13 protein-coding genes are annotated in these 14,127 nt (G+C 32.1%); 4 read left to right on the top strand and 9 right to left on the bottom strand.

Translation table 11 applies throughout. The features are described 5' to 3' along the window. Nucleotides 1-42 precede the first annotated feature (42 nt). From argC to PMI10_RS06830, 4 genes are all read right to left on the bottom strand, one after another. Nucleotides 43-1,020 (bottom strand): N-acetyl-gamma-glutamyl-phosphate reductase, encoded by a 978-nt coding sequence (gene argC, locus PMI10_RS06845; RefSeq protein ID WP_007806019.1) that lies wholly within the window; start codon nucleotides 1,018-1,020, stop codon nucleotides 43-45. After that, on the bottom strand, nucleotides 1,013-2,206 hold the full coding sequence (locus tag PMI10_RS06840; RefSeq protein ID WP_007806017.1) for an argininosuccinate synthase: 1,194 nt from the start codon (nucleotides 2,204-2,206) through the stop codon (nucleotides 1,013-1,015). The genes argC and PMI10_RS06840 overlap by 8 nt, the downstream gene beginning before the upstream one ends. Nucleotides 2,207-2,272: 66 nt before the next feature. Then, complete coding sequence (locus PMI10_RS06835; protein WP_007806016.1) at nucleotides 2,273-2,914, bottom strand: GNAT family N-acetyltransferase; 642 nt, start codon at nucleotides 2,912-2,914, stop codon at nucleotides 2,273-2,275. A 467-nt stretch (nucleotides 2,915-3,381) separates the two neighbouring features. Next, nucleotides 3,382-5,652: a M1 family metallopeptidase gene (locus PMI10_RS06830; protein WP_007806014.1), complete on the bottom strand. Its 2,271-nt coding sequence runs from the start codon at nucleotides 5,650-5,652 to the stop codon at nucleotides 3,382-3,384. A 183-nt stretch (nucleotides 5,653-5,835) separates the two neighbouring features. Here PMI10_RS06830 and PMI10_RS06825 point away from each other — a divergent pair, with 183 nt between their 5' ends. Beyond that, nucleotides 5,836-6,687 carry an aldose 1-epimerase family protein gene (locus PMI10_RS06825; RefSeq protein ID WP_007806012.1) on the top strand — a complete coding sequence of 284 codons (852 nt, stop codon included), beginning with the start codon at nucleotides 5,836-5,838 and terminating at the stop codon, nucleotides 6,685-6,687. A 78-nt stretch (nucleotides 6,688-6,765) separates the two neighbouring features. Here the strand turns inward: PMI10_RS06825 and PMI10_RS06820 are convergent, their stop codons facing one another. The 5 genes from PMI10_RS06820 to PMI10_RS06800 form a co-directional block, all read right to left on the bottom strand. Further along, entirely contained in the window at nucleotides 6,766-7,608 is an 843-nt protein-coding gene (locus PMI10_RS06820; protein ID WP_007806011.1) for a DUF2911 domain-containing protein, read from the bottom strand. A 72-nt stretch (nucleotides 7,609-7,680) separates the two neighbouring features. Continuing rightward, entirely contained in the window at nucleotides 7,681-8,343 is a 663-nt protein-coding gene (locus PMI10_RS06815) for an HAD family hydrolase (protein WP_035631513.1), read from the bottom strand. Nucleotides 8,344-8,387: 44 nt separating this feature from the next. Beyond that, nucleotides 8,388-9,113, bottom strand: coding sequence for a tRNA threonylcarbamoyladenosine dehydratase (locus PMI10_RS06810; protein WP_007806008.1), 726 nt, complete (start codon nucleotides 9,111-9,113; stop codon nucleotides 8,388-8,390). Between the two features lie 41 nt (nucleotides 9,114-9,154). Further along, entirely contained in the window at nucleotides 9,155-9,802 is a 648-nt protein-coding gene (locus PMI10_RS06805) for a TatD family hydrolase (RefSeq protein WP_007806006.1), read from the bottom strand. Further along, complete coding sequence (locus tag PMI10_RS06800; protein ID WP_007806004.1) at nucleotides 9,802-10,401, bottom strand: DUF1684 domain-containing protein; 600 nt, start codon at nucleotides 10,399-10,401, stop codon at nucleotides 9,802-9,804. The genes PMI10_RS06805 and PMI10_RS06800 overlap by 1 nt, the downstream gene beginning before the upstream one ends. 433 nt (nucleotides 10,402-10,834) lie before the next feature. Here PMI10_RS06800 and PMI10_RS06795 point away from each other — a divergent pair, with 433 nt between their 5' ends. From PMI10_RS06795 to PMI10_RS06785, 3 genes are all read left to right on the top strand, one after another. Further along, nucleotides 10,835-11,737: a right-handed parallel beta-helix repeat-containing protein gene (locus PMI10_RS06795; RefSeq protein WP_007806003.1), complete on the top strand. Its 903-nt coding sequence runs from the start codon at nucleotides 10,835-10,837 to the stop codon at nucleotides 11,735-11,737. Between the two features lie 209 nt (nucleotides 11,738-11,946). Further along, nucleotides 11,947-12,315 (top strand): BlaI/MecI/CopY family transcriptional regulator, encoded by a 369-nt coding sequence (locus PMI10_RS06790; protein ID WP_007806001.1) that lies wholly within the window; start codon nucleotides 11,947-11,949, stop codon nucleotides 12,313-12,315. A 6-nt stretch (nucleotides 12,316-12,321) separates the two neighbouring features. Then, nucleotides 12,322-14,049 (top strand): M56 family metallopeptidase, encoded by a 1,728-nt coding sequence (locus PMI10_RS06785; protein WP_007805999.1) that lies wholly within the window; start codon nucleotides 12,322-12,324, stop codon nucleotides 14,047-14,049. The last annotated feature ends 78 nt before the right edge of the window (nucleotides 14,050-14,127 follow it).

The following is a 14,127-nucleotide window of genomic DNA, read 5'->3' as shown; positions in this document are numbered from 1 at the left end:
TTAGGGTGAAACTTGAAACTTAAAACCTGAAACAAATTTTTCCTAAAATCCGCTTGGTTTCAAATGTAAACCTGTGGTTTCTTCCAATCCAAACATTAAATTCATGTTTTGAATTGCTTGCCCGGAAGCACCTTTGGTTAAGTTATCAATGATAGAAGTGATTAAAATCCGGTTTCCTTTTTTCAATAAACTGATGATACATTTATTTGTTTGAACGACTTGTTTCATATTGATGTTTGTCGTTGTCACCGTTACAAAAGGTTCATCTTTATAGAAATCTTCATATTTAGCAACCAATTGCTCTAAACTATCATCAGAAAGTGTGTATAATGTTGCAAAAATTCCTCTTGGAAAATCTCCTCTATTCGGAATAAAAAGCAATTCACTTTCAAAATCATCCTGTAATTGAACCAAACTTTCTGAGATTTCGCCCAAATGTTGGTGCTCAAAAGCTTTATAATGAGACATATTATTGTTTCTCCAACTGAAATGAGATGTTTCTGAAAGTCCAACTCCAGCACCGGTACTTCCTGTTGTCGCATTAATATGAACGTCATTATTCAATAAATTATTTTTCGCCAAAGGCAACAAAGCCAATTGAATAGCCGTAGCAAAACAACCAGGATTTGCAATATAATTTGCTTTTTTAATCTCTGCTTTATTCAATTCCGGTAAGCCGTAAACAAAATCTTTCCCTTCGAAATGAGCAGCTGCATTCAATCTGAAATCATTTCCTAAATCAATGATTTTCGTATGACTTGCAAATTGATTTTCCTTTAAAAATGAAATCGACTTTCCATGACCCAAACATAAAAACACAACGTTTACATCCGGATTAATAGTATCAGTAAAATTCATTTCAATGTCTCCCATCAAATCATGGTGCGCCACAGAAAGTGGTTTACCAGAGTTCGTCGTACTGTAAACAAAATCGATGTTTACATTTGGATGATACATTAATATTCTGATAAGTTCTCCGGCCGTGTAGCCTGAACCACCAATTATTCCGATATTAATCATGATCTAAATGGTTTACAGATGAAAATATGTTTTGAGCATTTCCTAAAATTTTAATAAACCCTTTTGCATCGTCAGATGTCCAGGCATTGTTCATTTCTCCATATTGACCAAAACCGGTGTTCATCAAATCATTATCTGATTCAATTCCGTCTAGCGAAAAATGATATGGTTTTAATGAAACAGTTACAACACCATTCACTGTTTTTTGTGTGTCTTGCAAAAACGTTTCAATGTTACGCATCACAGGATCTAAAAACTGTCCTTCATGAAATAACATTCCGTACCAGTTTCCTAATTGCTCTTTCCAGTATTGCTGCCATTTACCCAGTGTATGTTTTTCTAATAAATGGTGTGCTTTGATAATGATTAAAGGCGCAGCGGCTTCAAAACCAACTCTTCCTTTAATTCCGATAATCGTGTCACCTACGTGAATATCTCTTCCAATGGCAAAAGCATTTGCGAGCTTTTCCAATGCAACAATGTTATTTGAAGGTTTGTCAAATTGTCCGTTTAATCCAACCAGCTCTCCTTTTTCAAAATGTAATCTTACTTTTTCTTCACCTTCTTTTTTCAATTGCGAAGGATAAGCTTCACTTGGCAAAGGCTGGCTTGAAGTTAAAGTTTCTTTTCCTCCAACACTTGTTCCCCATAATCCTTTATTGATAGAATATTGTGCTTTTTCCCAAGAATAATGAACACCATTTTGAGCTAAATAATCAACTTCTTCTTGTCTTGAAAGCTTTAAATCTCTAATTGGAGTAATAATTTCAATTTCCGGAGCGATAGTCTGGAAAATTAAATCAAAACGAATCTGGTCATTTCCTGCACCTGTACTTCCGTGTGCGATGGCACTTGCTCCCACTTTTTTAGCATATTTAATTGCTTCAATAGCCTGAAAAACACGCTCTGCACTTACTGATAATGGATACGTATTGTTTTTTAATACATTTCCAAAAATCAAATATTTTATAGCTTTATCATAATATTTATCTACGATAGTTAAGTTAGCATGTTGTGCGCTCCCTAATTCGTAGGCTCTTTTTTCGATAGCAGATAATTCTTCTGCATCAAATCCTCCTGTATCTACCAGTACGGTGTGAACTTCGTATCCTTTTTCATTTTTTAAATATTTCAAACAATACGAGGTATCTAATCCTCCACTATAAGCTAATACAACTTTTTTCATTTTTTATAATTTAGGCCAATACTTTCGTATTTAGCAAGTTTGAGATTCATTTTATCTGTTTATTACTTATGATAAAAATCCAAAAGAAAGGATTTTACTTAAGAATAAAGCTTGTTTAATTTTTTTCAGTCTTTTCAAAACAGCTTCATTAAAAGGATGTCTTGGCGGATCTTTTTGCTTTTCTTTTGGGTCATACAACATTCCTGTACAAAGACACATTTTGTTTTCTTTGCTTTTTAGAATTTCGTAATTCGTACAGGTTTTACAGCCTGACCAAAAACTTGGATCGGTTGTAAGTTCTGAGAAAGGGACTGGTTTGTAGCCTAAATCAGAATTAATTTTCATTACCGCCAGACCAGTTGTGATACCAAATATTTTGGCGTCCGGATATTTTTGCAAAGAATAATCAAAAACTTTCGATTTTATCTTTTTGGCTAAACCATGGTTTCTATAGTCAGGATGCACAATTAAACCTGAATGTGCCACGAATTGGCCATGTTGCCAACTTTCGATATAACAAAAACCTGCAAATTTTCCGTCTGCCAGAGCAATCATAGCATCACCGTTCGACATTTTTTTCTGAATGTACTCAGGAGTTCTTTTAGCAATTCCGGTACCTCTCAGCAAGGCCGATGATTCTATTGTATCGCAGATTTCCTGTGCATACTTAAAATGTTCTTCTTGAGTAACAACAATAGAGATTTTCATTTCAATAGTTGAAGTTTAGTGTTAAAAATAAAAACAGATTGCTTTTTCTGAAATCCAAAAAATAATCCGGTAAAATCAAATAGAATACTTGCTATCAACTCTAAACCAAAAAAATGATTGTGAGTGACGTTTAAATAATAAATGCTTTTAGGATATGTTTGCCCTATGGACAATTTAGATGATTTCAAAATGAAAATGAATATAAATAAATATGCGACGAAAAACTCTGTGAATACTATAGAGATAGCATCCGTACTTCGGGAGAAGTAATCGGCAAGTTTGTCCGTGTAATAGAAATTATATGTAAACTTATTTTATTCATTGGTGCAAAAGTACACTATTTTTTTATTTACAAATCGAATTTTTGAAATTCTAACATTTTTTTAATTAAATGTTATTTTTTAATAAAAACAAAACCCGATAAGTTTCATAAACCTATCGGGCTGAATTATTTGTAAAATTTTATTTTAGTTTTTAGTAAACGGGATTACTTGTCCATTTCCTATAACAATCATATCAAAAGCAGTTTTAGCTTCATTAAATTTAAATTTCAACCCTGCTCTATTGGATTGAAAAGTATCTTTTTCATTAGCTACTGGCTCAATAGTAAATTTAGGATAATTTGTAATTTCAACACTAAGTACACTGTTTTTTTCAGTAATATCAATCTTTAAAGGTGCTTTTGCAGCAGAATAATTTCCTAAATAAGCATCTAAAATTATATCTTTTTCCACTATCCCTTTTCCTGCAGTCCAAACATTGTTACTTTCGTTATAATCAGGAAAAACATGATCAGGATCCAGCGTTATACTTTCAATTTCTTCTGTTGAATTGTGTTTGAATGACCAATCTTTATTACGCTGCCAAATTTCAACCGGCAATTTAACTCTTGTAACTTTTCCGCTTTTTGTTTTTACATCCAGAATAATAGGCATTGGCATTTTATCGAAATTTTCTACCGTAATAATAACACCTTTTGCAGGGTCATTTTTTATATATTTAATAGAATTAATTCCCTGGTCAAAACGCCAGTTATTAACAAACCAACTTCTCCAGAACCAGCTTAAATCTTCTCCGGCAACATTTTCAATAGTTCTGAAAAAATCATCAGGAGTCGGGTGTTTATATGACCAACGCTCAACATATGTACGCAATGCTTTATCAAAACGCTCTTCTCCTAAAACCTGCTCTCTTAAAATTGTCAATCCTGCACTTGGTTTTGCATAACATAAAACCCCAATATTGGCTTCTTTCATGTTATCGGGAGAACTCATAATAGTTTCTAATTTCGGGCTTGTATAATATTCCCAATCTTCATGTAAATCAGTAGGTTTCTGCTTATATTCACCTTTATTAAAATCAACTGAACTTACAGAATTGATAAAAGTATTAAAACCTTCATCCATCCAGGCGAATAAACGCTCATTTGAACCAACAATCATTGGAAACCAAATGTGTCCGAATTCGTGATCCGTTACTCCCCATAAATCTTCTCCTTTTGACTTCCATCCACAAAAAACAATACCGGGATATTCCATTCCTCCTTCATTTCCTGCAACGTTTGTAGCTACCGGATAAGGATATTCAAACCATCTTTTCGAGTAATTTTCAATTGATGTCTTCACGTATTCAGTTGAACGCCCATAAGCATCATTACCGGCACTTTCTACCGGATAAGCTGACAAAGCCAATGCCTTTTTACCACTTGGCAAGTTTATTTTTGCTCCGTCTAAAATAAAAGCAGGAGATGACGCCCAGGAAAAATCACGTGCATTTTTGATTTGATAATGCCATGTTTTTTCGGCTGTTGCATTCGAATTAGCTGTCGCAACAACTTCTTCTGCGGAGCGAATCATAACAGTTTTATCACTTTGGCCTGCTTCCTTATAACGTTTAAATTGCTCTGCAGGCAATACCTCTGCCCCATTCAACAATTCACCTGAACCTACAACATAATGATTTGCAGGTGCCGTAATTTTTACATCAAAATTACCATACTCCAAATAAAACTCAGATGCTCCCAAATATGGCGCAGTATTCCAGCCTCTTACATCATCATACACACACATACGAGGATACCATTGTGCAATCGTGAAAATTTTACCGTTTTTAGTTTCTAAAACTCCCATTCTGTCCGATCCTTCAAAAGGTGCAATAAACGAGAATTCAATTTTAATTTTTACAGCCCCTCCTTTTGAAGCTAATTCCTCCGGAAGAAAAATTTGCATTCTGGTGTCTGTAATTATATATTTTGCTTCAGCCTCTGTTTTTTTCTTCCCACCTGAAATTACTTTTACGGATTTTATTTTATTTCCTCCATCAAAAACCTGCCCCTGAGCCCCGTTACGGCTTCCTGTTAAAGGCACTACTGCATTTCCTCTTGAATCATTTTTGAATAAATTCTGATCTAAATTCAGCCATACAAAAGACAGCTTATCCGGACTGTTATTGGTATACGTAATCTCGTCCGTACCAATAATTTCATTTGTTGGGGCATTTAATTTTGCTGTTATTTGATAATCAGCCCTGTTTTGCCAATATTCAGCACCGGGTTGACCACTTGCTGAACGGGTCGAAGTACCGTTCTTTGTGTAAAAATGTGGTGCAAATGCATCATGATAATCATAATTATTAACTGAATTTGTTGCTGTCGTAGCTGGGGTTTGTTGCGCCCAAACAGAAGAAATTCCAATAAACAAAGCCATACTCAATATCGCTTTTGGAAAGTTTGTTTTCATATTTATACCTATTTGTATAACAAATTAATGAAAAAAAAAGCTATTTACAGAGAAAAACAAAAGCTATAATTCAGTTTTAATAAAATTTTATCAAAATAATAATTTGACACTTTTAAACTGAAAACTAAAATTTAAAAAATATATTTACAATTAATAAAATCAACTTAAAATAAACTTACTATTTTGAATACAACTATTTCCAATAAAACACTAACCGCTTCTATAAAACATGCCGGAGCTGAACTATTTTCGCTAATTGACAATCAAAAAAAAGAATATATATGGAATGGAAACCCGGACTTCTGGCCAAAACATTCCCCTATACTTTTTCCAATTGTAGGTAGCTTAAAAAATAACACTTATACATTTAATGAAAAAGAGTATCATTTGTCAAGACATGGTTTTGCTCGTGATATGGAATTTCAATTGATTGAAAAAACAGAATCTTCGGCTACTTTCTCTTTGGAATATAGTGAAGAAACACTTCAAAAATACCCTTTTAAGTTTGAATTGCAGATTATTTACCTGCTTGAAGAAAATAAACTTCAAATCGCTTACAAAGTAATCAATAAAGGAGAAACTCAAATTCCTTTTTCTATAGGTGCACATCCTGCCTTTGCTTTACCGAAAGAATTTTCAAATTACAGTATTCAATTTGAAAAAGAAGAAAAACTGGAATATTCGCTTCTTGAAGACGGCTTGATTTCCACTAAAACAGAAATTTTAGAAACTACCAAAAATGGTGTTTCATTAAATTACAAATTATTTGAAAATGATGCTTTAATTTTTAAAACTCTGGAATCAAATTCGTTGACTATTCTTGAAAACTCAAAACCATATATTAAAGTTGATTTTGAGGATTTTCCAAATTTAGGAATCTGGACCAAAGAGAATGCATCATTTATTTGTATTGAACCTTGGTTTGGTTATTCTGATACTATTGAAAAATCGGGCGATTTATTCAAAAAAGAAGAGATACTGATTTTAGAAGCAAAACAAACTTTCAATACTTCATTTGATATAGAAATCCTTTAATTTTTTTTTAAACGTAATAAAAAACCCATTTTGAAATATATCAAAATGGGTTTTATTTTTTTGAAGACAGACTGCAAATTATCTACTCCACTCAGAAATACTATCCTTGTTCATTTTTACGTAATCCTGATTATTGGCAGCTTCAGCGGCAGCCAAAGAAATTTTAGCAGTTTCTATTGCACCTGCTTTATCACCTTGCTTTGCCTGAATTAACGATTTTAATCTCGTAAGATAATACGGTTTCTCTGTACTCATTTCCAAAGCTTTATCGACATAATCCCTGGCACTAATCATATTCCCGTTTGATTGAAACAGATATTGTGATGCTGCATAATAATCGTTCCATGTTGGGCCTGCCAAAGTTTTTTGAATGCTTGCAGTAGCAATTTTAGAAGTAGGAACTTCAAATTTCAACGCAACGTGAGAGTTTTCCCAAGCCATTTCCAAATAAGCGAAATTCTGATCCAATCCGTTGATTCCAATTGTAAAAGACTCAACCGGAGTTGGTAATGCATCTTCTTTAACAGTTGTTCTTAAAACTACATATGACTCGTTCCAATTTTCAGGTAATCCCCAATTATCTGTAGAAAGATAAAAAATCACTTCCCAGCTTTCAATTTTAGGAATAGTATAAATTGAATATTTTCCTTTTTTTAATGTTTTACCATCAATAACCACATCATCACTAAAATTAATAATTGTATTTTCATTAGCTCCGGTTCTCCATATTTTACCAAAAGGAACTAAATTTCCAAATACAGCCCTGCCTCTGGCACTTGGTCTTGAATAAGTAACTTCAACATCTGTTAAACCAACAGTTTGTTTTATATAACCTTTTGGACTTGCCTGAGGTGTTTTTATTTGTGCTTCTGTAGCAAAAGGCGCCAAAATAATAGCTAATGCAATAAGAATTTTTTTCATTATAATAGTTTATTTGTTTTGTTTTCAAATTTACAAATTCAAAAAGGGTAAAAATGTTAAATATTACTTAATTCAAGCATCCAACTGTGATATTTTTAGAGCATTTAATTCATTGAAATGATTTATAATCAAATCAGCATCTGATAAATCCTGTAATGCCGAATTTTCACTGTTATATCCGACACAAAAAATACCTGCGGCTTTTGCGGCCTTTACTCCATTGGTACTATCTTCTATTATTATACAATTTTCTTTTGGAGCAACCGATAAAGAAGCTGCATGTACAAAAATTGCAGGATTAGGTTTTGACTGTGGAAAATCTTCTCCACTAACAATCGCAGAAAAATACTGATGCAAATTGAATCGGGTAAAAACGCGGTCAATAGTTACTTTTGATGCCGAAGAAGCCAAAATTAACTGAATTTTATTATGGTATAAATCTTTTATTAAATCTTCAACGCCTTCCAGTAAATACAAATCTTCTTTGGTGTCAAAAGCATCATTAAAAATACTTCTTTTTCTTTGAATCAAATCTTCAACTCCATGTTCAATTGTTGGAAAAAAGCCTTTTAACGTTTGAAAAGTGTTACGGGTCGAAAATCCTGTAAATGAGGTATACATTTCTTCGGTAACATCAATGTCCAATTCTGAGAATTGTTTGTAGTAGGCATAACGATGAACGGGTTCTGTGTCAACAATTACGCCATCCATATCAAAAATTACTGTTTTTATCATTTTATCGATTGTGGTATTTTAAGCTTATTAGGAATATTATAAATTTAGATTTTATTTTCTTTTTTAATTAAATATCGAATAACCGTTTCCGCTGCATATAAACCAAACAAACCAGGCATATAACTATTGGTTCCGTAGAATGATTTTTTATAATTAGACCCATCAGTCATTCTTAAACTCGATTCATCCTGAATTTCTGAGGAAAAAACTACTTTTAATTTATCAATTTTGACTTCTTTCAGGCGTCTGCGAATCGTTTTGGCAAAAAAACAATTTACTGTATTGGTAATATCTGCAACTTTTACTTTTGAGGCTTCCATTTTACCGCCTGCACCCATACTACTGATAATTTTGACCCTTTTTCTCTTGGCAGCAATAATTAAATTTAATTTTGGAGTTACGCTATCGATACAATCCAAGACATAATCAAACTCTTCAGTAACAATTTCGAAAGCACGTTCAGGAGACAAAAATTCCTTTACACGGGTAAGTTTTAATTCCGGATTAATATCCAGCAAACGATCACCTACAATAGTAATTTTTGGCTGCCCGACAGTAGAATGTAAAGCCGGTAATTGCCTGTTAATATTAGTGATATCTACTACATCACCATCAACAATTGTCATTTTTCCAACTCCCGCCCTTGCTAAAAACTCAGCTGCAAATGAGCCTACTCCACCCAATCCTACTACCAAAACATTTGAGTTTTGTAAATTATTTAGTCCTTCTTTTTTAAATAAAAGCTCGGCTCTTTCTGTCCACTCTGCCATATTTTCCTTGTTGTTTATATTTTGTTTTTTGTTAATAGTTTTTATTTATTAAAAACACTTTTGAAATTACCTGAAATAATATCTTTTAATTCTTTGATTGATATCTCTTTATATTCTGAAGCTAAATCATATACCTTTTGAATATTTTCATCAGCTGTATCAGTTTCCAGGAAAAAACAATCATTTGGAACGGCCTGAAAAACAGTTTTTAATTCAGGGTTCTTCAGTAAATATTTTCCAAACGAAATATAAAATCCTTCCTTGATAAGCTGAACTGCCAGCTGACCATTTTTTGAAAAACCATGTACAATCATCGGAACTGAAATTTTCATTTTTTTCTTAATGGCAATCAATTCCTGAAAAGCAGCCACACAATGTATGACAACCGGTTTTTTATATTTTTCGGCTAAGGCTAATTGTTTTTCAAAAACTGAAATTTGTAATTCTAACGGGATTTCAATTCGTTTATCTAAACCGCATTCTCCAATCGCCAGGCAATTTTCGGTTTGTAATTTCTCTTCAATAATTTTCAAATCAATATCAATTTGATCTTCTGTAATATACCATGGGTGAATTCCAATAGAATAAAATGGAAGAGAATCATTAAATTCCCGGGGATATTGATTTACCAGTTCTAAAACACCAGGTTGATTTGTATATTGATGTGTATGAAAATTAAAGAATTCCATTAATGAAAAGTTTTTACTCCGGCTTTAATTTCTACATTCAGATCATTTTCTAAAGGTACAATTGGACATGAATACTTATGATTATAGGCACAATACGGATTGTAAGCTTTATTAAAATCAATTAGAATCGTATTCCCTTTCGGAATTTTTAAATCTATATATCTTCCACCTATATAACTTTCTTTACCACAAGTTTTATCTGAAAACGGCAAAAATAAATAATCTTTATATTCATCAGACTTTGAAAGTTCAATATCCTGATAAACGTTTAATTTTAAAGCTATACCATCAATAGAGAAGAAAATGGTACCATATTTTATGTATTTGGGTTTTCTGCTTGTAGAAGTTTTCATTTCGAAAACTTTTTCATCTTTTGCCTTAACAAATTTTGCATTCACATAATACTTGCTGCTTAGCGGATAAAAGTCTAAAGTTTTAAAAGTTTTTAAATCCGTTTCCATCAACGGACTTGTCTTCGCATCGGCATATTCTGAATTAATCTTCTTCTGAAATTTTTCAGCATCTATTCGATCAAATTTCTTTTGACAAAAGCCAAAATTAAAAGTTAAAAGCACAACAAGAATAAAGATTTTTTTCATCGTTAAAATTTTAGCAAAATTAACCAAAAACAACAAATTAATGTTCCCTTTTAATTGTTTATTGTTTTTGAAAGCTTCTAATTCAAAATATACCTTCTATAATATTCAAACAATAGTAACGAATTAGGGATTTAATCATTACTTCAGATTAAAATTAAGAACAATTAAAATAAAATAATTGTTAGTTAAAAAATTGAATAAGTTCAATTTTTTAATGGAAATAATTTAGTAATAATCATTTTTAGTCAATATTTTTTAAACAATATGTAATTTTGTAATAAAATTTTCATAAGTTTGCGTAATCGATTACATGCTGATTATCAATGTTTTATTTTTTTTTAAAATTTTCATTGGAATCAAAAAATAATCATGAAAAACAATTAAACTTTATTAACCACATTTATTAACCAAATTATCAAACCTTTTAATTATTATGAAAACAAATTTTAAATTACTTGTATTATGTTCAATAATTTCTTTCACAGCGTGTGAAACCAGCGAAGCTCCTTTAACGGATAATGAAGCAGCAATTAATTCAGAAGAAGTTACACCAAACAACAGTTCTCTTACTGCAAAAAGCACTACAGTTACAACCGAATCTGCATTGAGATCCGCTGTTTCGTCTGCAGCTGCAGGAGATGTCATTACAATTAGTGGCACAATAAACCTTACACAGACCTTAGAGCTTGCAAAAAGCGGTACTTCAAGTTCTAAAATAAATCTAACAGGAGGTGTTTTAAATTGCTCAGGTCAGCCATCAGGCAGCTGGGGAGTAAAAGTAAACGGAAGCTACTGGAATATTACCAATATGACAATTAAAAATGCACCGGATTGTGGTATAGTTTTTCAAGGCGGCGGTTATAATTATGTTAATAATGTAACCACTTCTGCTAATGGAGATTCAGGTTTACAAATTTATAATGGAGGACATGACAATTATGTATCCGCATGTAAATCAAACGACAACTACGATGCTGCAAACGCAGGGGAAAATGCAGATGGCTTTGCTTGTAAATTATCTGCTGGAAAAAATAATGTATTTGATGGCTGTACAGCTAATCATAATTCTGATGATGGTTGGGATCTTTATGGTCAGCCATATACAGTAACGATCAGAAACTGTACTGCAAGCAACAATGGTTTTGGAACTAACGGAGACGGTAACGGATTTAAATTAGGAAGTGCCGGCCAAAGTGTTCCTCATACCGTAACTAATAATACAGCTACAAATAATTTAGCCTGGGGTTATGATGGAAACGGAAATACTGGCCATATTACTATTACCGGCAGCGGAGGATCTGGAAACAAAAAAGGTCTATTTACACGTTTATATTAATTCATATATAAATTCAAAATATAATATTCAAAGGCTGTCTAATCAAGACAGCCTTTTTTTTATGCCTCTTTAAAACAATAATTAAAATCAGAATTAAAAGTACTTATTTGTAAAAAAGCACTAAGCAAACTATAAAAAAAGTTAAATAACTATTTTTATAGTTGTGTAACTAAAAAAATAGTTGTACGTTTGAATTAAAATTACAACACATGCAAAAGTTAACCAACAAGGAAGAAGAAATCATGCACATTTTATGGAAACTTAAAAAAGCTTTCGTAAAAGAAGTTCAGGCAGAAATTACTGAAGATCAGCCACACTATAATACATTATCTACTATCGTGCGTAATTTGGAAGAAAAAGGATATGTTAGTCATAATGCTTTCGGGAACACGCATCAGTATTATCCAATTGTGAGTATTGAAGACTATCGCAAAGGATTTATGAGTACAGCAATTGATAATTATTTCAATAGCTCCTATAAAAGTATGGTTTCATTTTTTGCCAAAGAAGAAAAAATATCTGCAGCCGAATTACGTGAAATCTTAGCTATGATTGAAACTCCCAAAGAAGAAAAATAATCGCTTATGGAAACACTTTTCATATATATCGCAAAATCAAGCGGATTGTTAATATTGTTTTACTGCACTTATTATTTTTTGTTACGGCAAGAAACATTCTTTAACAGCAGTCGTTGGTTCTTATTGGCCGGTTTGATCACATCAGTAGCTTTGCCATTTTTGGTTTATACCAAAATTATTTGGGTTGATCCTCAAATTTCAAATATTAACTATTCACAAGTATATATTCCGCAAAATATTGAAAAAGAAACTTTTGAAATAGATTGGAATTTAGTTTCACTCATCATTTATGCTATTGGTTTTTTAGCTTTTATGATAAAATTTACATTCGATTTTTACAGTTTAAATTCTATTTTAAAAAATAAAAAAATACAACAACAAGCTGATTTTAAGTTTATTGATATAAAGGAAAACATCGCTCCTTTTTCTTATTTTGATTATATCGTGTACAACTCATCACTGTACACTTCTACAGAATTAGAAAGTATTATTGAGCACGAAAAAGTGCACAGCGATCAAAATCACACAATTGATGTATTAATTTCAAGAATTTTTTGTGTACTGTTTTGGTTTAATCCAATTATTTGGCTGTATAAAAAAGCCATACTACAAAATCTTGAATTCATTGCCGACAGTGAAGCAGCAAAAAAAATATCAGACAAAAAAGCGTACCAATACACGCTTTTAAAAATAACAACACATGAAAGCTGTGTTGCCATTACCAATCATTTTTATCAATCATTAATCAAAAAACGAATTGTCATGTTAAACAAAAATCAATCAAAAAAAAGGAATTATTGGAAGTATTATGCTGTAATTCCTGCACTAGTAGCATTTGTGTTTGTGTTCCAAATTAAAACAATAGCACAGGAGAAAAAAGAAGCTAAGGAAGTTTCTGAAAAAATATCATCTGTTGATGTTTACAAAATTAAAAAAACAACAACCGATCAGGAATTAAAAGTAATGAGTGAAAAATTGAAGCAAAATCACGATGTTGATGTTACTATCTCAGATGTCAAAAGAAACTCAAAAAACGAATTGACTTCAATCAAAGTTGATCTTCAAAAAGGAACAGAAGAAGTTCAAACTATCCAGATTGAAGGAAACGAAGCTATTAAAAGCTGTGGAATTATTATTACAACTGACGACAATGGTTCTAAAAAAATTAATTTAGTTACTGATGGAGGAATTGATAAACCAATGGTTATCAAAAATCACGTAGTAGAAGCTAGAGAAACTAAAAATCAAGATGTTTCCCCAACATACCCTGTATCTCCTGCACCACCCGCACCACCGACAATGCCTGTGTTTCCTGAAGGTCCAATGCCGGCAGCCCCAGCTGTTGATATGTCAAAAATGCCAAAACCTCCTGTAGCTCCAACCAATCCACAAGATAAAGCAGCTATGAAAAAATTTGAAAAAGAAATGGCGGAATTTGAGAAAAAAATGGAAGCTTATGAACCTGACATGTCTGCCTACGAAAAAGAAGTAGATGAGATCATGGAAAAAAGATCCGCTATTTTTGACAAGGAAATGGAGAAATATGATCTGGCAATGGAAAAGTTTAACGCTGATATGGAGAAATACAATGAAGATATAGAACAGAAATATGGAGAAAATTCAAAGCAGTACAAGCAAAATATGGAGCAACATAAAAAAGACATGAAACAACATGCAAAAGATATGAAAGAACACGAAAAAAATATGAAGAGAATGGAGCAGGAAAGTAAATAAATATGCTCCAATTCTAAAATCATAAAACAAAAAGACTTTGCAGTTATGCAAAGTCTTTTTTTATATCTTTGAAAAAAT

Source organism: Flavobacterium sp. CF136, from assembly GCF_000282055.1.
In the GTDB taxonomy this organism is placed as follows: Bacteria; Bacteroidota; Bacteroidia; order Flavobacteriales; family Flavobacteriaceae; genus Flavobacterium.
The sequence above is the reverse complement of the archived record's forward strand: the minus strand, read 5'-3'. Positions and strand labels throughout refer to the sequence as shown.